Source organism: Mesorhizobium sp. M1217 (assembly GCF_040318275.1).
Classification (GTDB): domain Bacteria; phylum Pseudomonadota; class Alphaproteobacteria; order Rhizobiales; family Rhizobiaceae; genus Mesorhizobium.
This window is the reverse complement of record NZ_JAMYMA010000021.1, coordinates 1-19,129: the sequence shown is the minus strand read 5'-3', so window position 1 is coordinate 19,129 and position 19,129 is coordinate 1. Positions and strand designations below refer to the sequence as shown.

22 protein-coding genes and 6 pseudogenes are annotated in these 19,129 nt (G+C 60.3%); 19 read left to right on the top strand and 9 right to left on the bottom strand.

Annotated features, from left to right (window positions below; all coding sequences use genetic code 11):
• Position 1 precedes the first annotated feature (1 nt).
• The 4 genes and pseudogenes from NKH37_RS27905 to NKH37_RS27890 form a co-directional block, all read right to left on the bottom strand.
• Positions 2–997 carry an ABC transporter permease gene (locus NKH37_RS27905; protein ID WP_353011050.1) on the bottom strand — a complete coding sequence of 332 codons (996 nt, stop codon included), beginning with the start codon at positions 995–997 and terminating at the stop codon, positions 2–4.
• A pseudogene (locus tag NKH37_RS27900) lies at positions 994–1,994 on the bottom strand (ABC transporter permease). The gene NKH37_RS27905 and the pseudogene NKH37_RS27900 overlap by 4 nt, the downstream one beginning before the upstream one ends.
• Positions 1,987–3,501 carry a sugar ABC transporter ATP-binding protein gene (locus NKH37_RS27895; RefSeq protein WP_353011052.1) on the bottom strand — a complete coding sequence of 505 codons (1,515 nt, stop codon included), beginning with the start codon at positions 3,499–3,501 and terminating at the stop codon, positions 1,987–1,989. Before NKH37_RS27895 ends, NKH37_RS27900 begins: the two are co-directional and overlap by 8 nt.
• A gap of 86 nt (positions 3,502–3,587) precedes the next feature.
• Positions 3,588–4,565, bottom strand: coding sequence for an autoinducer 2 ABC transporter substrate-binding protein (locus tag NKH37_RS27890; RefSeq protein WP_353041917.1), 978 nt, complete (start codon positions 4,563–4,565; stop codon positions 3,588–3,590).
• A 172-nt stretch (positions 4,566–4,737) separates the two neighbouring features.
• On the opposite strand from NKH37_RS27890, the gene NKH37_RS27885 reads away from it, so the two are divergent.
• The gene (locus tag NKH37_RS27885; protein ID WP_353011056.1) at positions 4,738–5,796 is read left to right on the top strand and encodes a LacI family DNA-binding transcriptional regulator; all 1,059 of its coding nucleotides are present in this window, start codon (positions 4,738–4,740) and stop codon (positions 5,794–5,796) included.
• A 45-nt stretch (positions 5,797–5,841) separates the two neighbouring features.
• Here the strand turns inward: NKH37_RS27885 and NKH37_RS27880 are convergent, their stop codons facing one another.
• Positions 5,842–5,952, bottom strand: a complete 111-nt coding sequence (locus NKH37_RS27880; RefSeq protein ID WP_353041915.1) for a hypothetical protein — start codon at positions 5,950–5,952, stop codon at positions 5,842–5,844.
• Positions 5,953–6,419: 467 nt separating this feature from the next.
• On the opposite strand from NKH37_RS27880, the pseudogene tnpB (NKH37_RS27875) reads away from it, so the two are divergent.
• Positions 6,420–6,524 (top strand): annotated as a pseudogene (gene tnpB, locus NKH37_RS27875) (IS66 family insertion sequence element accessory protein TnpB); the annotation flags it as partial.
• Between the two features lie 469 nt (positions 6,525–6,993).
• Here the strand turns inward: tnpB (NKH37_RS27875) and NKH37_RS27870 are convergent.
• Positions 6,994–7,743: an AraC family transcriptional regulator gene (locus NKH37_RS27870; protein ID WP_353011060.1), complete on the bottom strand. Its 750-nt coding sequence runs from the start codon at positions 7,741–7,743 to the stop codon at positions 6,994–6,996.
• A gap of 233 nt (positions 7,744–7,976) precedes the next feature.
• Between NKH37_RS27870 and NKH37_RS27865 the strand changes: the two genes are divergently transcribed.
• The 12 genes and pseudogenes from NKH37_RS27865 to NKH37_RS27810 all read left to right on the top strand — a co-directional run bounded on the left by NKH37_RS27865 (position 7,977) and on the right by NKH37_RS27810 (position 15,058).
• Positions 7,977–8,399 carry a nuclear transport factor 2 family protein gene (locus NKH37_RS27865; RefSeq protein WP_353011062.1) on the top strand — a complete coding sequence of 141 codons (423 nt, stop codon included), beginning with the start codon at positions 7,977–7,979 and terminating at the stop codon, positions 8,397–8,399.
• A gap of 530 nt (positions 8,400–8,929) precedes the next feature.
• Positions 8,930–9,250, top strand: coding sequence for a YciI family protein (locus NKH37_RS27860; RefSeq protein WP_353041913.1), 321 nt, complete (start codon positions 8,930–8,932; stop codon positions 9,248–9,250).
• A gap of 164 nt (positions 9,251–9,414) precedes the next feature.
• Positions 9,415–10,320 carry a DUF6632 domain-containing protein gene (locus NKH37_RS27855; protein WP_353041911.1) on the top strand — a complete coding sequence of 302 codons (906 nt, stop codon included), beginning with the start codon at positions 9,415–9,417 and terminating at the stop codon, positions 10,318–10,320.
• A 36-nt stretch (positions 10,321–10,356) separates the two neighbouring features.
• Positions 10,357–10,540: pseudogene (locus NKH37_RS27850) on the top strand (mechanosensitive ion channel domain-containing protein); the annotation flags it as partial.
• Complete coding sequence (locus NKH37_RS27845; RefSeq protein ID WP_353041992.1) at positions 10,514–10,792, top strand: IS66 family transposase; 279 nt, start codon at positions 10,514–10,516, stop codon at positions 10,790–10,792. The pseudogene NKH37_RS27850 and the gene NKH37_RS27845, both read left to right, overlap by 27 nt.
• 253 nt (positions 10,793–11,045) lie before the next feature.
• Positions 11,046–11,327: a hypothetical protein gene (locus NKH37_RS27840; RefSeq protein WP_352643858.1), complete on the top strand. Its 282-nt coding sequence runs from the start codon at positions 11,046–11,048 to the stop codon at positions 11,325–11,327.
• A gap of 196 nt (positions 11,328–11,523) precedes the next feature.
• The gene (locus tag NKH37_RS27835; protein ID WP_353041909.1) at positions 11,524–12,225 is read left to right on the top strand and encodes a hypothetical protein; all 702 of its coding nucleotides are present in this window, start codon (positions 11,524–11,526) and stop codon (positions 12,223–12,225) included.
• Positions 12,226–12,437: 212 nt separating this feature from the next.
• Positions 12,438–12,647: a hypothetical protein gene (locus NKH37_RS27830; protein WP_352643856.1), complete on the top strand. Its 210-nt coding sequence runs from the start codon at positions 12,438–12,440 to the stop codon at positions 12,645–12,647.
• An 18-nt stretch (positions 12,648–12,665) separates the two neighbouring features.
• Positions 12,666–12,941: a hypothetical protein gene (locus NKH37_RS27825; RefSeq protein ID WP_353041907.1), complete on the top strand. Its 276-nt coding sequence runs from the start codon at positions 12,666–12,668 to the stop codon at positions 12,939–12,941.
• Positions 12,942–13,064: 123 nt separating this feature from the next.
• Entirely contained in the window at positions 13,065–13,757 is a 693-nt protein-coding gene (locus NKH37_RS27820) for an ATP-dependent DNA ligase (RefSeq protein ID WP_353041905.1), read from the top strand.
• A 25-nt stretch (positions 13,758–13,782) separates the two neighbouring features.
• Positions 13,783–14,067 carry a PilZ domain-containing protein gene (locus tag NKH37_RS27815; RefSeq protein ID WP_352643854.1) on the top strand — a complete coding sequence of 95 codons (285 nt, stop codon included), beginning with the start codon at positions 13,783–13,785 and terminating at the stop codon, positions 14,065–14,067.
• 692 nt (positions 14,068–14,759) lie between these two features.
• A pseudogene (locus tag NKH37_RS27810) lies at positions 14,760–15,058 on the top strand (DUF1236 domain-containing protein).
• Positions 15,059–15,116: 58 nt separating this feature from the next.
• Here NKH37_RS27810 and NKH37_RS27805 read toward each other — a convergent pair.
• The gene (locus tag NKH37_RS27805; protein WP_353041903.1) at positions 15,117–15,350 is read right to left on the bottom strand and encodes a hypothetical protein; all 234 of its coding nucleotides are present in this window, start codon (positions 15,348–15,350) and stop codon (positions 15,117–15,119) included.
• Positions 15,351–15,627: 277 nt separating this feature from the next.
• On the opposite strand from NKH37_RS27805, the gene NKH37_RS27800 reads away from it, so the two are divergent.
• Both NKH37_RS27800 and NKH37_RS27795 read left to right on the top strand, forming a co-directional pair.
• The gene (locus NKH37_RS27800) at positions 15,628–15,831 is read left to right on the top strand and encodes a KTSC domain-containing protein (RefSeq protein ID WP_353041901.1); all 204 of its coding nucleotides are present in this window, start codon (positions 15,628–15,630) and stop codon (positions 15,829–15,831) included.
• A pseudogene (locus tag NKH37_RS27795) lies at positions 15,813–15,974 on the top strand (IS3 family transposase); the annotation flags it as partial. The gene NKH37_RS27800 and the pseudogene NKH37_RS27795, both read left to right, overlap by 19 nt.
• A gap of 1 nt (position 15,975) precedes the next feature.
• On the opposite strand, the gene NKH37_RS27790 reads toward NKH37_RS27795, so the two are convergent.
• Positions 15,976–16,242, bottom strand: coding sequence for a DUF982 domain-containing protein (locus NKH37_RS27790; RefSeq protein ID WP_353041899.1), 267 nt, complete (start codon positions 16,240–16,242; stop codon positions 15,976–15,978).
• A 221-nt stretch (positions 16,243–16,463) separates the two neighbouring features.
• On the bottom strand, positions 16,464–16,709 hold the full coding sequence (locus NKH37_RS27785; RefSeq protein WP_353041897.1) for a DUF982 domain-containing protein: 246 nt from the start codon (positions 16,707–16,709) through the stop codon (positions 16,464–16,466).
• A 102-nt stretch (positions 16,710–16,811) separates the two neighbouring features.
• Here NKH37_RS27785 and tnpA point away from each other — a divergent pair, with 102 nt between their 5' ends.
• The 3 genes and pseudogenes from tnpA to tnpC form a co-directional block, all read left to right on the top strand.
• Positions 16,812–17,165: an IS66-like element accessory protein TnpA gene (tnpA, locus tag NKH37_RS27780; protein WP_352531379.1), complete on the top strand. Its 354-nt coding sequence runs from the start codon at positions 16,812–16,814 to the stop codon at positions 17,163–17,165.
• Entirely contained in the window at positions 17,162–17,509 is a 348-nt protein-coding gene (tnpB, locus tag NKH37_RS27775; RefSeq protein WP_353041894.1) for an IS66 family insertion sequence element accessory protein TnpB, read from the top strand. The genes tnpA and tnpB (NKH37_RS27775) overlap by 4 nt, the downstream gene beginning before the upstream one ends.
• Before the next feature lie 66 nt (positions 17,510–17,575).
• Positions 17,576–19,027, top strand: a pseudogene (gene tnpC / locus NKH37_RS27770) (IS66 family transposase); the annotation flags it as partial.
• Positions 19,028–19,129: the final 102 nt, after the last annotated feature.

Below are 19,129 nucleotides of genomic sequence, written 5' to 3'. Positions count from 1 at the left end.
TTCACCCTTTGTTTGTGTTTAGGAATTTCAGGCGCCCGGTAAGCCAGCGCAGGATCATCACCGTGATCAGCAAAATGCCCCAGACCGCCGTCGCAAGGTGCTGGTTTGCGCCCATCAAATTGAGTCCCGAGGACAGAATCTGGAGCACCACCAGCGCGACGAAGACAGGGATCACCCGACCGAAGCCGCCGAACGGATTGACCCCGCCAAGAAAGCAGGCAAGCACGGTGATCAGCAGGTAAGACTCGCCGTGGCCAACACGCACCGAATTGAAGCGCGCCAGCATGATGATGCCGGCGACCGCGCACATTGCGCCGGACAATGTGTAGACCAGAACCTGCACCCTGCGCGTATTGATGCCGGAGTAGCGCGTGGCCTCGATGTTGGAGCCGATCATGTAGGTGTTGAAGCCCAGCTTCATGCGTGTCAGCAGGACGTGCCAGATCAGCACGCAAGCGATGAAAATGAGCAACGGCAGCGGGACGCCAAACATCGAACCGTAGCCGATCGGCGCCAGGAAGCCGGGAAAGCCGGACACGTCGCCGCCGCGCGTCAGGAATTCACCGAGACCGCGCAGGAAAATCATCATCGAGAGCGAGACCAGGATCGGGTGAGCCTTGGTGTAGGCGATGACCAGCCCCATGATCAGCCCACTTAGTACTCCGACCGCAATGGCAAGGATCGAGCCAAGGACAAAGGCGCCGATGCCGGCGTCGACACCTCCCTGGCTTTGCAGGACCCACGCTAGCGTCAGCCCGGCGATGTTGGCTGTGAAGGTGATAGCCAGGTTCAGGCCGCCAGTCAGGATCGGCAGCAGCATGGCGAGTGTGAGGAGACCGAGCTCCGGCAGCTGGTAGGCGACGGAGCCAAAAGTGGCCCGGGAAAGGAAGTTCGGTGCGGCAATGCCGAACACGATCATGACTACCACGAACGCAGCAAGCGGACCTGCCAGTTCAGGGCCGAGCGATTTGCGGGCGCGTTCAATCATAACGGTCATGAAGGCACCCGCCGGCTTTTCAGGAACGGCAGCAGGCGTTCGATGCTGGTGTTCGACAGGGTGATGGCAGTCAGGATGATGGTGCCGACGATCATCTTGAACGCGAAAGGCGACACGCCCATCAAATTAAGTCCGTTCTGGGTGATCGAGACCAACAGAACGCCAAGAATGCAGCCGAGCACGCTGCCTTTGCCTCCGCCAAGCCGCGCACCGCCAAGGACTACGGCTGCCAGGACGTCGAGTTCGCGCCCATACAGGGCGTTAGGCACGATTCCTGCGCGCAGTGCGCTTGGACGAGACCGGCGATGCCTGCCATCAGGCCAAGCCAGCCGAAGGCGATAAACTGCATGGCACCAACATTGATGCCGAAGCGGCGCGCGCCTTCCGGATTGTCGCCAAAAGCGTAGAGTTGGCGACCAGTGGTCGTGCGCGTGATCAACGCCCAGGTAGCGAATACGCATATGGCCATAATGAGCACGGGTAGGGTTATCTCCGCCCAGGTGCCGTCAGCCATCTCGCGCTCGAACAGCACCACGCGGTTGGTGAGCCAGTCCGGCAGATTGTAGATCGAAACGCCGCCTGTGAAGAACATCAGCAAGCCGAAGAAAATGTTGAAGGTCGAAATCGTGGCGACGATCGAGATGATCCTGAACCTGTGGATCAGGAAAGCATTGATACAGCCCAACGCGACGCCCAATGCGCCAGCGATGGTGAGGCCGACAATCCAATTCCCGCCGCCGATCCAGCCAAGGACGATTGCCGTCAGATATTGTACGACGGAGGCAGCAACCGCGAAGGAGATGTCAATGCCGCCGGCAATCAGCACGACGAGCAGACCGACGGCGAAGGTGATGTTGACCGAACTTGTGTTCAGGAGGTCAAACGCATTGCCGAGGGTGAAGAACCGGTCTGTCGCAAGCGACAGGAAGGCGCAGATGACCGCGATCACGGCGAGCAAAGCCAGCTCCGTTGCATGAGAGCGGACAAACCTACGCATAGACCGCCTCTTCGATCGCCTGGAGGGACGTGGCGCCGGGGACATATTCGCCGACAACGCGCCCCAGAGCCATGTGCAGCACACGGTCCGCGTTGAAATAGACTTCCGGTACCTCGTCCGAGATTAGGATAATCGACAGGCCGCTGTCGGCCAGCTTGGAAACGATATCGAATATGCCGGCACGCGCGCCAACATCAACACCGACCGTCGGTCCGTCGAGGATCAGCAGTTTCGGTTGAGTCGCCAGCCATTTTGCAATGGCGACACGTTGCTGATTTCCCCCCGACAGGGTCGAGACCGCGTCTTCCTGCATTCCGATCCTAACGCCGAGATCCCTTATCCAGCTACTGACCAGGGACCATTTGCGATCGCTCGAAATGAAGCCGCCCGAAAGAACCTTGTCCAGCGAGGCAATGACCATATTGTCGGCAATTGATTGGGGCTGAATGAGGCCGAGCGACAGCCGGTCTTCCGAAAGATAGGCGACGCCGGCGGCGATCGCGTCACGGTTGGAACCGAAGCGAACGGGCCTGCCATCCAGCACAACAGAGCCGGACCTCGGCTTGCGCATGCCGAACAAGGTCAACGCCAGCTCGGTGCGCCCTGCCCCAAGCAGCCCGGTGACGCCGAGCGTCTCGCCGCGCCGGACCGTCAATGACACATCCTCGAATTCACCGGGCCGCGACAGCCCTTTAACCTCAAGCATTACCGGGCTCGTGCTCAAATCGCGATGCAGGACGGAATAGTCGAAGGTCTTGCCGGTCATCAGCTCTGTAATGCGCGATTGGGTCAGACCTTTGGTCGGATAGACGCCAACCAAGGCGCCGTCGCGCAGCACCGTCACACGGCTGGAGACTTCGAGAACCTCCGCCAAGCGATGACTGAGGAACACAACGGCAACGCCCGACGCCGACAGATTGCGCACAATGTCCAGCAGATAGTCGGTTTCAGATTGGGTGAGCGAGGCCGTCGGCTCGTCCATGAAGACAAGCTTCGCTTCGCCGACGAGCGCGCGCGCTATAGCTACGATCTGCCGCTGTGCGATTGGAAAATTGTGGAGTGCGAGATCGACATCGAGGGTAACACCAAGACGTTGCAAGGCGTTGGTCGCGACACGCCGCATTTCGGCATAGTTCACCAGTCGCGGCCAGCGGCCGATGACAGTCTGGAACGCGATGTTCTCGGCGACGGTCATCTCGGGGAAAAGGGCGAGGTCCTGCCAGATGACCTGAATTCCGCCGGCCTGCGCCGTCACCGGTGACATATGGGCGTAGCTCTGGCCGTCATAGTTGATCTCGGCGCCGGCCTCGGGCCTGTACACGCCAGTGATGACCTTGATCAGCGTGCTCTTGCCTGAACCGTTCTCGCCGGCGAGGCAATGCACCTCGCCCGGCAGAACCTCGAAGCTGACATTCTTCAGCGCCTTGACGCCGCCAAACGTCATGTTGACATTTCGGAGCGATAGCAGCGGCCGTGACGCGGAGCCATCGGGTGCCTGATCAGCCATCGAGTTGAACCTGGATCTAATCGCGTTGACACATCCTCAGCCGGGCCGGCTCGAGGCCAGCCCGGCTGCCACAGCCTTGCGAGGCTTTACAGGCCCATCGCCGCGAGGCCGTCGACAGTGTCCTTGTTGATCGGGACCAGCTGATCGACGATGATGTTATGGTTTTCGAAGTCGGGCTTGACTGTCCCTAGCCCTTCGATCGTATCGCCATCCTTGACTTCTTTGCCCTTCATGAGCTGGTCGGCCAGCGTGACGAAAACCTCACCCGCCTGCTTCGGATTCCACATGAAGCCGCCGGAGATCGCGTCGCTCTTGATGGGCTTCTGGCCCTGCCCCGGCGAGAATGGCCCGAGCACGAATATCTGGCCCACCTTCCGGCGCTCTTCGATTGCACGGCCAGCGCCAATCGGGCCTTGGCTGCCGAAGGCAAGAAAGCCTTTCAAGCCGGGATTGGCGGAAATCAGGTCAAGTGCAGTGCTGCGGCTCTTGTCGACATCCTCGGCGACGCCATAACGATCGCCGACAAGCTTCATGTCCGGATGGTTCTTCTTCAGATACGCGATTGCCGCATCGGCCCAGGCATTGTGCAGCGGCACTGTCAGCGAACCAACGAAGACTGCATATTCACCTTTGCCGCCCATCTTGTCCGCCAAGAGCTTGGCGTGAGCCTCACCGAAGCCGGTCGCGGACGCGAGTTCGAAATCCCAGTCCGCGCCCTTCTGGCCGGGCGATTCATGCGTAATGACGATGATGCCGGCGTCCTTCGCCTTCTGCAGGACAGGTTCAAGCACCTTGGCGTCATTCGGCACGACACCTATGACCTTGATGCCCTGTGCGATCAGATCCTCGATGGCGCGAACTTGCAGTGCCGGATCGGCACTGGTCGGGCCAACCATGAATGCGTCGACGCCGAGCTTCTGGCCACGCTCCTTGATGCCCGCCTCCATTGCGTTGAACCAGGGAATGCCGCCGATCTTGACGACGACGCCGACTTTGCCGGCCTGCTGAGCCATGGCAGCGATTGATCCGCCAAGCATAAGGGTCGCGGCGAGCGCCGCGATCATGAACTTTTCATCTGTACTCCTCCCATAACGTTCCCAACGGGAACATACGTTCGCCACCAATTTGTGCTTGCACAATCGATGGTGCAAAGACTATCTTGCATCAAGATGCGCTCGTCAAGGGAGATATTGCTCCAGCGGGATATTGCTCTAAAGAGACCCTCCGGAGGGCCAGATGGATCAGCAGGTCAAGAAGAAGGCGACGATCTATGATCTGTCTGTGCTATCGGGCAGTTCCCCGTCGACCGTGAGCGCGGTGCTGAATGGCACTTGGCGCAAGCGCCGCATCAAGGAAAGTACGGCGGAAACAATTTTCAGCCTCGCCGAACGCCACCAGTACACCACCAATCTGCAGGCGCGAGGCTTGCGACGGTCGCGATCGGGCCTGGTCGGCCTGATGCTGCCCATCCACGACAATCGCTACTTCTCCTCCATGGCGCAGACATTTGAGGGACATGTGCGCAGCCGCGGTCAATGCCCGGTCGTGGTCAGTGCCAGCCGCGACCCGGAAGAGGAACGCCGGACCGCGGAGACGCTGATTTCCTACTCAATCGACCAGCTCTTCATTGTCGGCGCCACCGATCCGGACGGCGTGCACGAGGTCTGCGAGGCGGCGGGACTGAGGCATGTCAACATCGACCTACCAGGAGGAAAGGCGCATTCGGTGATCAGCGACAATTATGAGGGCGCGCGGATGCTGACGGAGGCAATCATCCGCCAGTTCGGCAATGATGACCCCCTGCGGCCGGACGAGCTGTTTCTGTTTGGCGGCCGCAACGACCACGCAAGCCGCGAACGCATCGCCGCTTTCCATGCGACCAAAAAGGCACTGTTGGGCGCCGACCCTGATGACGGAGTACAGTCCTCCGGCTATTCGCCCGACATAACATTGCGTGCCTTCGAGGCATTTTGCCAACGCCATGGCAAGCTGCCGCGCGCATTGTTTATCAATTCGTCGATCAATATGGAGGGTCTGCTGCGTTTCATGGCGGGCCGGCCGGCGGAGATGTTTAGCGAGCTTGTCGTCGGTTGCTACGACTATGACCCATTCGCCTCTTTCCTGCCCTTCCCCGTAATTATGGTGCGGCAGAATTTTGAGGCGATGATTGCGAAGGCGTTCGAACTGATCGATCAACCGCCCACGGCCCCGCAGATTTTCCTGATTGCGCCGGAGTTGATCCAACCCAGGTCGGCTCTGAAAGGGCCGCTGGACGCGTTGAAGGATATGGCGTGAAGCGCCCCGAGAACCCGTCTTTGCACAGCTCTCTTCATCCAGGTATCAACGCCTGACACGTGTAGCGTCTTTATGGAAGTTAGCGGCGGTTCGTACCTCACAGATCGGAGCGTAAAACGTGAAGTTCTTACGTTCGATCACGATGTCACCGTGCAATCTGCCCAGACCGACCCGGGACAACCAGGGCCACAAAAGGGCCTTAGGGCAACTATGATCAAACCAATGACAATCAGCGTTTGGGACATGGCGGGACCCACCCTGAATATCTGGATTGTATTAGGTGCTCGTGACGGGACGAGGCAACCTGGTCCCATAAGAATGGGACTCAGCAATGTCGACGAGACGTCGCACTCAGAGTCGTGCGGCGGAATCGCGTATGGGGAATATCGCTTGTGAGGCGGGCGCGTTCCGGTCACGAGTTTTGCGACTCTCCTGCCGCCCCGCCCGCAAGGGAAGCCAGACCGGCTGCCAGCCGCGTTCGGCAAAGAGCAGCGCGCTGAAGGCGACGTCGTGGTCGGGCCGACGGGTGCGGTCAAGGTCATAGTGGCGACGAAGCCGGTCGACTTCCGCAAGGGTGCGGAGGGGCTAGCGGCACTGGTGCGAGAGACGATGGGGCGAATCCATTCCGCGGCGCGGTTTGCGTCTTCCGGGCGAAGCGCACCGACCGGATCAAGCTGATCTTCCGGGATGGCACCGGCGCCTGCCTCTATGCCAAGCGTCTGGGATAGCGAGTTCCGCTGGCCGAAAGTGCAGAACGGGATGATGCGGCTGCGCGGCCAGCAACTGCAGAGCCAGTGTCGCCCCGGGCGCGAATGCCGCGGCCAGTATCCGGCACTGATCCTTTTCACGCCAACGCCGACGCCGCTCCGGCCCGGTCAACAACGTCACATGGCTCATGCTGTGCTGCTAACTACGCTCGTAAAGGACGCCTTAAGAGCGCAGCCTCGCTGCCGTGCCATGCTCGCGCAAGGCGGCCCTCGCCGGAGGCGTACTCAAAATCTGCCGCTTGGTAGCAGAGTCGTATGCCCGCTCAGGGTGGTAAGCGGTCTTTCGCCTCCCTTAACCGAGGTAGCAGGTGCCTCAAAGCCTCAAAGAGCGGACATTCTCAGTCGGAGATCGCAAGTCACTGCGGTAGAGACCAGGCGATCGTCCGGTCAGCCGTTTGAATGCTTGGGAGAACGAGGGCATCGATTCATATCAAACGGCGCGCCCGATCTCGTGAATGGTCTGGTTCGTTTCCTGCAGAGCCTTGGCTGCAAGGTCCATCCGCCATCGAGTGACGTAGGACAGCGGCGGCTCTCCGATGAGTTGAGTGAAGCGACGCGCGAAGGTGGCCCGACACTGTGCCGCACCGTCGGCGAGGGAGGCGACTGTCCACGGATCACCCGGCCGCTCATGGATGAGACGCAAAGCCCGCGAAATACCTTTATCGCGTAAGGCGCCAAACCATCCTCCCGTTCCTAGAGGCTGATGTTCTATCCAGGCGCGCAGCAACAGGACTAACATCCCGTCGAGAAGGCGTGGCGCTACAATATCGTGGCCCGCGAGATAGCCCCTCGCTTCGACTCGCAGAAGTTCTGTGGCGAGCCGCAGCGGCTCGCTAGCGTTGATCTGACTGCGGGTCAAATGGATCAGCGGAGGAAATTGGGAAATCATCGGATGCGGGCCGGCACCGTCAAGTGAATATTTCGCACAAAGAAGAGTTGTCGCTCCGCTCCCGCTTTGCGGCTCTGATCCGCTCTGATTTGCCGAAAGTACCGCAGACAATAACGCGGGCGGTGCATCCGCTGGATCACAGAGAGTATGTCCGACACCGCTCGCAACAAGGATGATGTCTCCCTCGCCTAAGCCAATGGGCTCCTTTTCGCCAGCCAGACGCAGCCAGCATTCACCGTGCTGTATGACATGGATGGCGCCATTCTTGATCGGATCGACAGAAATACCCATGGCCGATGTAGGGTTGCGCTCCCGATTAGGGAGCCGCCAAATCTCAGTGAGCGAGAACTTCGGATAAGACGTCCATAGACCCACCCTCTGACAATGAACGCGACGATATTAGACGATTGGATAAGAATCTGGGAAAATAGCATATCGACTATCCCACAGGCGAGACAGATTATGTTGGCATGCCTACTCTCCTGTCCACAACAGGCAGAGGAGGACAACCAACGGAGCAAAACATGCGTGACGAACCATCAACTCCATTTCTAGCCAAGATTCATAACTCAAACCTCGAGACAAACAAGATGATCGTCCTGGACTTCATCGACAAGGCAGTAAACCAAGGGAACATCGAAGCTGCTTCGATGCATTTTGGCGAACACTATATTCAACACAATCCGAATATCGCGGATGGCGCGGAGGGTTTCAAAACCTATGTGAAGCAGCTCAGGCAGTCATTTCCCCAAGTGAGAGGAGAAGTGAAGCGGATTTTTGCTGAAGGGGATTTCGTCGTCGTGCACATGCATGCAAAACGTGAACCCGAAGAGGAAGGCTTGGCCATCGTCGACTTCTTCAGGCTGGCGGACGGTAAGCTCGTCGAGCATTGGGAGGTTCGGCAGCCCATAGCGGATAGTAAGCTGCATGCCAACAGCATGATCTGAATGCAGATGAACGGCAGCTAGCCCGGCTCGGGCACCGCCGCCCGGCTCGACGCCCACATCATACTTGATGAAGAGTAGCCTCAGATCGCTCGCGCTCGCTTCAGCGTCCCCTGACGAGCAAGATTCCGAGAACCGAGTCAAATCAGCAACATCCCAACAGAGGTGCGGGCTGAACCGGACAGTGGTGATGGCAGATTGGGGATTGGCGCCCAGGTTGGTCGGAAACGCCTTAGCGAGTGATGTTCTCTCGTAGTCTCGTTCTTTCCTCCTCGAACTGCGGTGCCGAATTCGCCGGTGGGTGCATGCACGAACTCCATTCGCTCGCAAACTTGTCCTGATCCAGCGCCAATTTTTCTGCCCGACGCGCATCCACGATAGCATGTGAATCGTCTTCCATAGAAGACGTCCGCTTGAGCCCGCATTCGAGGGTGTCGATGCCTCTAGTGGACCTCGAACTGTCGATGCGCAGCGGTTCAAACACGGCGTGCTCACATTCACTTCTATGGCGAAGTGAAAAGCGGAGATTCAGCATGTATTATGCTTTGCTCAGTTACGGCGCCGAAGATGAGGCCGCCCACGGAGAGGCCTGTGGCGGTTTGCCGTTCGAAGGCGTGGAGTTAAGCTTAACACTGCTGCCTTCGACTGCCGCTTTGACCGTGCTGTCGAAAGACCGCGTTTTCGATGGCCCGTTTGTTAATCAAAAAACCCAACTCCTGGGGCTGCATGTTATCGAGGCGAAAAGCCTTGAAGAAGCAATCGATAGAGCGCGGTCAGTTTTGGAAAACGAAGGGGACACGATGGCGGTGGAAATACGCCCCATGGAAAAATGGCGTGTCAGACAAGGGTCGTAAGTCTATTACATGTCACGGGCCGACTGGGTTCAGTTCATCTCTAGCTCAGCTTTGCAGATCACCTTCGTTTGTGCGCAGCGCTGCGAGGATCAGGTATTCTAGAAAACCGATGCGGCCGCAGTTTCCCGTCGGAACCCGGTCTGGGATCTGGCAAGGCTATTTCGATGTCGATACAGGATGTCGATGCTGCCTGCGCGACGCTTGGCGCCGCTGGCACGGCGCTGCTGAACCGTCCGGTCGACAGGCCCGGGGACGCCGCACGGCGAGCTTCGTCGATCCGGCCGGGCATGTCTGGAAAATTGCCCAGGAACTTCCCGGGACGAGATAATCACCAGCGCGCTCGCAAGACGGTCGCGGGTGCAGTCGACCCTCCCTTCCCCCCGACGACGAGCTCCGGCGACCTGCAAGTTCACCTGGAGCACGCGCTCGCATCATTCCAGGGCGGAACTCCCAAGCACGGCGGGCATGCGAATCCTTTGGCCGCACCGGATCGTCATTCGATACGGGGGCCGAAACGTCGCATTTCCAGCGGCAATGACCGGCCGCCGACGTGCGGCGACGATCCGCAGGGTCCGCCATGGCCCCTCGGGCCACATTTTGGGGCGCTCCGCGCCAGAAAGGCAAAGAAGATGAAATCGGTCACTGATCGCGAGAAATGGCTGGGGAAGTTCCTGCTGGTCTATGGATGTCTTTCACTCGTGCTGTTCGGCACCCTCAGCATCGGCTTGTTCTTTCACCTGCCCGCTTTCGGCAAGGGCGGCGCGCTCAACTGGACCGTCTGGGACGATATGTCGGACCATGTCCCGCTGATGATTACCGTCATCTATTTCGTGTGGTCGATCTTCCTAATCCGGTCCTCGCGCGCGCCCTCAGCGCACGCCTCCTTCCTCGATTTCACGATGTGGGCCAACCTCGCTCACGGGTTGATCATGATACCCCAGGCCCTGGACATGAACATGTACCATTCGAAGTTCATGACTGACATTCCCTGGGTGTTGCTCCTCGCTGGTGCGATCGGGTTTCTGCGCACATGGCCGGCCACCGGCGACGTCAAGGCTGCGGCGCCCTGACCAGGGCGAAGCTATTCTCGTCAGCCTCGTCGGCACCTGGGTCTGGCGCTCCAGAATACGCTCAGCGACCTGTTCACAGGCGTCGCGCTAACCCTTGGCCGCCCCTAATGTGCTCGGCGATTGGGTCGTGCTCAGCGACGGCACCGAAGGCCGTGTCGTCGAGACGAATTGGCGATCGACCCACCGGCTCGCGTTGAGGAAATCGGCCGTTTGGCGCCCGGCGATTTCTTCGGGGAGACCGGCTTGCTCGCCGGCATCGGCGAGATGTCGAGATTGCGGGCAATGGCGGCGGCGGCTGAAAGCCGCGAAAGCGATATCGAGCGTCTCCGCGCCATCATCGAGAAGCTGCAGCGCACAATTCGGGCGTCGCTCCGAGCGCCTCGATCCCGACCAGTTCGAGCTGGCCCTGGAGGATATCGACAGCGATATCGAGCTGGTCCGCGACCGCCATCCGGCAACGCGCCTTTTGTAGCGCCCATGGTATCCGTTTCTCCCACGACTGCCTTTGACGTCTTTCGCAGTCGCAAATTGCCCGGCATGTATGTCCATACGGAAGCGTGAGGCACCGGGCTCGGGCGACAGAAGCAGCGATCCGACGACCACAGTCAAACCTCGATGGCTACCGCGATAACTCACTGTCCTTCGGCGTATCGTTCATCATCGCCATGACCTGGGGACCGGCGGCGTTCAGGTCCGCGAGGGCGAATGTCTCGGGGGGCGAGTGGATGCTGATCCTCGGTACCTTCCTGATCTGGTCCGTCGTGCTGATCCAGCGCATCTACGTGATCCTGTACAACTGGGCAGGTCAGCCCGAATCCTGGCAGACATCGGCCGTGCCGGGCTTCTGGCCACATTGCTACGCTCTGGCAGGTCTGCTGTTCATCGCGGCACCTGGCGTAAGGAGTGAGGGCATCAGGAAAAAGACCGTCTGGGCCTTGGTGGCGGCCGTCGCCACTGCATCGCTCGTCGCCGGCTTTGTGATCGGCGCCTCGGTCAGCAGCTACTAGATCGGCTATGCGTCCGGACCTACCCACCGAGGGTGTATCACAATTTTTTCAAATTGATTCAGAATATTTTGCTCCTCGTAAGTCACGATCGCAACATACCTTGAGTTAAGTAAGTCAATATCTCTCTCTGCGCGTTGTCAGTGCAGTAGCAGTCATCGTTTCTGCTGCTGAGACGCAACAGATAAAGGAGAGTGTCATGGCAAATGTCCTTAGGAGTTTCTCCACAGCTTTAGCCAGTGGTGCACTGGTTTTATCTTTATCTTTCCCCTCCAGCGCAGCCGGCGTCGGCGTCGGTGCAGGCGTATCAATTGGTGGTACCGGCGGCATCAAGGCTGGTCTCGGCGCTTCAATCGGCGGCAGTGGCGGCATCAACGCGGGGGCCGGCGCCTCGATTGGCGGTCGCAGTGGAGTCAATGCCGGTGCTGGCGCTAACATAGGCGGCAGCCGGGGCGTTACCGCCAGAGCCGGGCCCAACATTGGTGGCAGGAGTGGTGTCACCGCCGGTGCTGGCGCAAACCTGGGCGGGACGAACGGCGTCACTGCTGGCGCGGGCGCTAACGTAGGCGGCGCGAGTGTTGTCACGGCGGGCGCCGGTGCGAATTTCGGTGGCACAGGCGGCGTTACGGCGGACGTAGGCGTCAATGTTGGCGGCACGGGTGGTGTTGGCGCGGGCGTCGGTGTCGGCGTTGGTGGTGGCACCGTTCCCGGCACCCCTGGCACTCCCGGAACGCCTGGGACACCTGGAACACCGGGGACCCCCGGCCTGCCGACCGTGGTCGCCCAGATGTCCAGCAGCCAACTGATGCGCATGAAGAAGCGGTGTGTCGACGTGCTCAGCAGCGAAGGGACGTATGACAGTGATCTGCGTCAGCTTTGCATGCTGATCGCGCGCCGCTGAGGAGAGTGCTGCATTAACGGGAGCGTCGAATCGGCTGTGAGGCTTTGACAACACTCTCCTGGCCTCGCGGCCGGGCCCGTCACTCGCAAGGTGGCGGGCTTCTCTGCGTCAGGGTCGCTGCACTGCCGCCCGCCGCGCCGAAAGGTGCGGCGGGCTTTGTCTTTGCTGAGGTTCCTGAATAGGATTACCTGCGCAAGGAAGGGGACCGTGTCATGCCGATTCGTCGAAAGGCAGAGCAAGCTGGTGTTTTCACCCCGTCCGAAATTGCCCTACTGGGCCGCGTGTTCGATCGGCTGAAGGTCAACGCTCAATCTGATCACCAACGTGAGGCTCTCGCATCTCGGATAATCGCAAACTACATGGCCGGCATGGAGGATGAGGACAACCTTGTTTTGGCCTCCAAGCTACCGCTGGGGCGGTAGGCACGGCGCCGCCATTGAGTGTCGGCCAGAGCCCGCCCGAAAAGCGCGGCCGGCTCCGGCATGCCGGCCGACGACGAGGTCGACAGCTTCATCATCCTGCCGCCGTCCGAGGGCCGGTCCGACGCGGCCTTGCGCGAGGTCGAGGCCTTCCTGAAGAGGTGTTTTCCGGAATTCGAGTTTTTCGCCAATGGCGAGGCGCTGCCGTTCGAAGGCGAAATGAGGTGCTGCCGATCTGCGGCGTCGGCGGCGACCGCCGATGGAGCCCAAGCTGGTTTCAAAGCCGCCCGAGGGTGAACACTGGATTCACGAGATCAACCTCGACGGCCACCGCACCCACATCTTTCAACGAGGCCGGTATATTTGCCCGTCCAGTTCGCACCGCTCTTGTTAAAGGCGCGGATATGGTCGGGACTGTTGATGACAGCCGCGCGCGAGCTCGACGTCGAAAACGCGATCTTCGAGGGCGAGGCGGTGATCACCAACAAGGCCGGGCTGGCAGACTTCGACGCGCTGCAGAAGGCCGTGCACAGCGATCCCTACGCGATGATCCTCGGCGCGTTCGACATTCTGCATCTGAACGGCCACGATCTGCGCGACATCGGCTGCAAGGCGCGCCGCGAGATCCTATTCGGGATCATAAAGCCGAATAGCAGGATCCAGTTCAGCGAGGCGCTTCCAGGCGACCCGAAGGCGATCTTCTATCTCGCCGACCAAGCGGGCCTCGAGGGGATCGTCTCAAAGCGCGCCGACAGCCCGTATCGTAGCGGCCCAACGACGAATTGGCTGAAGACGAAGAGCTTCACGGTCCAGGAATACGAACTGCTCGGTGTCGAGCGCGAACCCGGCAAGGCCGCCTTTGCTCTGCTGGCAGGGCCGGGCACAGGGAAACATGTCGGGTCGGCCTTCATTAACCTTGGCCGAGATATGAAGGAACGGCTGTGGAAGCGGGTGAAAGAACATGCCGGTCCACCTCCGGAGAGCGTTAGGAAGCGACCGGAAACGCAGTGGGTTGGGCCAGGTATGAAGCTGCGGATCAAGCACCTTCGTGGCGAGCACAAGTATATACGCCACGCTTCGTTGCAGGGTTTCGGCGATGAACCACACGGGTAATCCGCCAGGACAAGGACTACATCCAATGGATCCTACCGACCCTAAACCGGACCGCCGCCTTCACAACAGAAAGCCTGTGCTGAAGGAAGCGACCATAATCACCGGGCGCGACCTGGACATAAGCTGCTCGATCCGCAACCAGCATGAGCGAGGCGCCGAACTGCGGGTCGCTGCCGATGCCTCAGTCCCGGATCGTTTTGTGCTGTTCATCCCTGAGGACGGAGCCGCCTATCGGGCGGTGGTCCGGTGGCGGAAGAACGATCGGCTTGGTGTGCAACTGTACGGTACCGGGTTGGTAAATTGGCCTTGATCAAGGCAACTTTTTAGCGCGCCTCGCTCTGACGAGTTCGAGAAGCTTGGCTTCGTTCGCTTGAGCTTCCGGAAAGGCGGCCATAATTTGAGAAGCCAAGCGCTCGGCGTCACGAGACGAACGTGCAATATACTCGTCGCCGCAAATGCGGTCAAAAACGCGGCAGCAAGATCAATATCGGAAGGATGTAGGGCGGCTTTTTGGAATGGCATTTTGAAACCCCAAACTGTTCAAAAGGCATCCGAGGCTCTTAAAAGCAAACACCCGCCGGGCCGAAATAGTCAACAGTATGTAAGGAGCGTACATACGATCAGGGCCCGCCTGCCAAATCCAGCAAGGCCGGCGGCCCTATCAACGCAATGAAGGGAGTGTTCTTGCGCCGATACCAACTTGGGGTTTTTTAGCTGGCGACCACTCCTATCACCAGGACGGTAATGGAGACGGCGAAAACCGATCCAAGCGACCAGCGGGCTTGGTGGACACTAACTTCCATGAGCCGTCTCTCCTTCGATGAGTTCACATGACTACGGGACGACGAAGTCGCGGTTCCGCGCGACACCTGCACTTCAGACTTTAGGTCCGGCGGTATAAGACCTAGCCCCGGCGGAGGAACGTTCGTTGGTTGGCTCCCGTTGTGGTGAGCTTGGCGCAATGAAGATGCGTCCCGGCACCAGCCTAACAAGGAGACAGTTATGAGAGTGCATCTTTCCTCCGCAGCCGCGGGATTTCTGCTGCTGGCCGGCATCGGTGCCGCTGCCGCGCAGGACGTGATCATCGAACCGCAGCAGGAATCGGTCATAAAGGAATACGTGAAGAAGCAGCCGCTCGCTTCGGTGAAGATTCCTGGAGTGGAGCTCAACATCGGCTCGGCCCTTCCGGATACAGTCGAGCTTCATGAAGTCCCCAACGTCAAATACCGCTATGTGGTCGTCGACGGCGAACCGTCCTGGTCGATCCGGGTACGCGCAAGATCGTCAAGGTCTACGACTGACTCGAAGTCTGCACGCGAAGCCCGCCGTGCCGAAAGGTGCGGCGGGCTTTTTTTGCGTTTACGGGTCGCTCATCGCCCGGCAAATGAGCGAAACCAAGCGATCGAGCGCATCCTTGTGGAGCGCGTCAGACGGCCGTCGAGCAAGGAAGTCATCAACGCTCATCCAATCAGATGGATCGGGATCTGCGCCTGGCTGGCTGAACTCCACATAGAGATGCAGTTCGTCAGGGACGAAGACGATCCTCCATGATCCTTTGATATCGCTGGCGAGGCTGTAGGCGATGGCGGTCATGGCGGTCACTCCTTCGCCGCGGAGCGTGCCTATCTCACGGGAAAATTCCATCGCCAGAAGTTGGTATTGACGTTCGCGCTTTCTCAGAAATCCAACGTCCGCGTGATGCCGAAAGGTGCAGCTAGCTTTTGGTGTATCTCGGTTGGGAACACGGGACCGCCGCGAAAGTTCGGTGCAGGCAGCGAATTCTCGCCCTCCAGGATTTGCTGCGGATCGTATCCCGATCGGCCCGCGCTCCCGGCAAGGGCGCGGGCCTCGGCGCGTTGCTGTGGTGCTCATGCGATCTACTTCGATCCGAAAAACGGTATACGACCCGGACAGCAAAACTCTCTCGGTGTGGTTCGTCGCCAGCGGCAAATGGTACGAATTCGAGGACGTTCCACCGGACACTTACGCCGCGTTCCGAGCTGCCTTCGCCAAAGGTCGCTACTTCAACGACCACATCCGCAATCACTTCCGGCGAGCTTCTTCTCATCGTTGAAAACCGAGCGGACAGCCCGCAAGGTCTACAGGACGAGAGATGCCCCGCTAGGGCCGATGTGTTCGACCTACATCGAGCGCTTCTACATTCCTCGGCGGAGACACTCGACGCTGGGCTATCTGAGCCCCGTGGAGTTCGAGGAACTTAGCTTAACCTCGTGTCCAATAAACCGGCAGCGGGCCACACGTTGGCCTCCTTGGCAGCCGCCTCAAAGGCTTCACGGACCTCTTGGGGTGAGGCTCTGCCCTCGAACGCATCCACGCAGGATTGGACCGCCGTGGTCCACTTCGGGCCCTTTGTGTCCCACCCCATGAGTTCCTCGGCGGCTCCCTCGACGTGGCTGACCCCATTGCGAATGCCCGGACGTTTCGTTTTCACGTAGACCGGAGGGTTGAACCAGAGGGGAGCCATGAGGGGGAACTTAGAGCGGCAAGAGCCCGCTGACCAACCCAGTTGTAGCCGCAGCCAAGGGAACGATGTAGGCCCTCGCGGGTTTAGAGGTTGCAGTGGTCCTTCTCGGATGTGCAGTTGCTGTGCGGGGTCCGTCGCCTCTCCTTGCTGGCGGCGGGCTCCTTTCGCGAAGGCGGTTTTTGCATAGACACATAGACCTTATATCGTTCCAATTTAGCTAGTTATCGTTGGGGGAGTAATGTCCCTTCGTCTTTTGCAGCAGCCAGGAATGCCTTACGGGCCTCCTCAGGCTCCATCTCGTCGAAGATCACTGCCATGCAAACGCGCACCGCGAGGTCCCACCAAGGGCCACGCTTGGTCCACTTCATCAGCTCCTCGCCGGCTGCCTCGGCGTTGTTGACATTGCGGATGATCCCGGGACGCTCGGTCTTGACGGGGACCGGAGGGTTGAACCAGTGGAGAGCCATGCGGTCCGTACGCCTCCGGCGAGGGCCGCCTTGCGGGAGCATGGCCGGGTAGCGAGGCTGCGCTCTTAAGGTCGTCCTTTCGAGCGTAGTTAGCAGCACAGCATGAGCCATGTGACGTTATTGACCGGACCGGAGCGTCGTCGTCGTTGGAGTGAAGAGGATCAGTGCCGGATACTGGCCGCGGCATTCGCGCCGGGGGCCACGGTGGCGGCGGTAGCGCGTCAGTACGATGTCGCGACCAGCCTGATCTATAAGTGGCGGCGCACGATGAGAACCCGCGAGACGGGCTTTGCCGAAGTTGTCGTGGTTCCCGATAAGCCTTTCGCCGCTTCGGTGCCGGCGGCGCCACCAGCGGTGATCGAGCTGGAGGTCGCCGGCAAGGTGCGGCTGCGGATTCCGCTGACCACGCCGCCGACACTGGCGGCGGCGATGGTGAAGGCGCTGGGTGTTTCATGATCCCGGTCCCGAGCCAGGTGCGGATCTGGTTGGCGGTCGGCCGGACCGATATGCGTCGCGGAATGCAAGGCCTCGCCCTGCAGGTTCAGGATACGTTGGGCCGGGATCCGCATGCCGGCGATCTTTATGTCTTCCGCGGCCGCAGCGGCAATCTGGTCAAGATTACCTGGCATGATGGGCTCGGCATATCGCTATATGCAAAACGGCTCGAGAAGGGCCGGTTTCTATGGCCGTCGCCGGCGGACGGCACGGTTTCCATATCACCGGCGCAGCTCGCCTACATGCTCGACGGGATCGATTGGCGCAACCCGCGTCACACGTTCCGCCCTGAGCTCGCGGAGTGAGTTTTTGTTTGAGTTTGCGCCATTTTCCGCGAGTCAGCGGACGCGTTTTATGATTCACTCCAGGGCATGGTTGCCACCGCCCAAGATGCCGTTCCGGACGATATTGGCGCGCTGAGAGCAGCGCTGACCGCGGCGCTGGCCAGAGCCGAAGACCAGGCCGCGCGCGCTGCGCTGGTCGAGGCCGAACTGGCGGTCGCCAGGGCCAAGGCATCGGATGATGCGGCGCTGATCGCACATCAGGATCTGACGATCCGGAAGCTGCAGCGGGCGCTGCATGGTCAAAGTTCTGAACGCTCAGCCCGCCTGCACGACCAGATGGAACTCACCTTCGAGGAACTCGAGAGCACGGCAACGGAAGACGAGATCGCCGCCGAACAGGCAGCGGCCTGGACCACCGAGGTGGCGCCTTATGTGCGCAAGCGACCGGCGCGCCAGCCATTTCCCGAGCACCTGCCGCGCGAACGCGTGATCGAGCCGGCGCCGACCGCTTGCCACTGCTGCGGCGGTCATCGGCTGCGCAGGCTGGGTGAGGATATCACCGAGACGCTGGAGGTGGTGCCGCGGCAATGGAAGGTGATCCAACACGTGCGGGAGAAGTTCACCTGCCGCGACTGCGAGGCGATCAGCCAGGCTCCGGCGCCGTTCCACGCCACCCCGCGCGGCTGGGCCGGTCCCGGCTTGCTGGCGATGATCCTGTTCGAGAAGTTCGGCCAGCATCAGCCCCTCAACCGCCAGGCTGAACGCTATGCCCGCGAAGGCGTGCCGCTCAGCCTGTCGACGCTCGCCGACCAGGTCGGCGCCGGCGCCCCGGCGCTGATGCCGCTGTTCAAGCGGCTCGAAGCCCACGTGCTGTCCGCTTCACGTCTGCATGGCGACGACACGACGGTGCCGGTCCTGGCCAAGGGCAAGACCGATACCGGCCGATTATGGACCTATGTGCGCGATGACCGACCATTCGGCGGTGTCGATCCGCCGGCGGCGGTGTTCTAGTATTCGCGCGATCGCCGAGGCGAACATCCCGCGGCGCATCTCGCCGGCTGGAGCGGCATTCTGCAGGCCGACGCCTATGGCGGTTATGGCGATCTCTATGCGGCGGCCCGTCAGCCAGCACCTATTCTGGAAGCCAGCTGCTGGGCCCACAGCCGGCGCAAAGTGTTCGAGCTGGCCGATATCGAAGCGACGGCGCGCAAGAAGGCGCACGGCGAGAAGCCCAACCTGGTCTATCCGCTCGCGGTTGAAGCCGTGAAGCGCATCGATGCCCTGTTCGATATCGAGCGCGAGATCAACGGCCTGTCGCCAGGCCAACGCCACGCCGTGCGCCAGGAGCGGAGCGCGCCGCTGGTCACCGAGCTCGAGCGCTGGATGATCGAGACGCGCGACAAGCTCTCGCGCGGACACGATCTGACCAAGGCCTTCAACTACATGCTGCGCCGCTGGTCATCCTTCACCCGGTTCCTCGACAATGGGCGGATCTGCCTATCCAACAATGCAGCCGAGCGAGCCCTGCGCGGCATCGCAACGACCGATTCATACTGCACCTCTTCTTCAAACGTCCGGAAACAGGGACTTTTGGTTTTCCATTTTGATGCGACACGGGCCTCTGTGACGCGGAAACTGGGT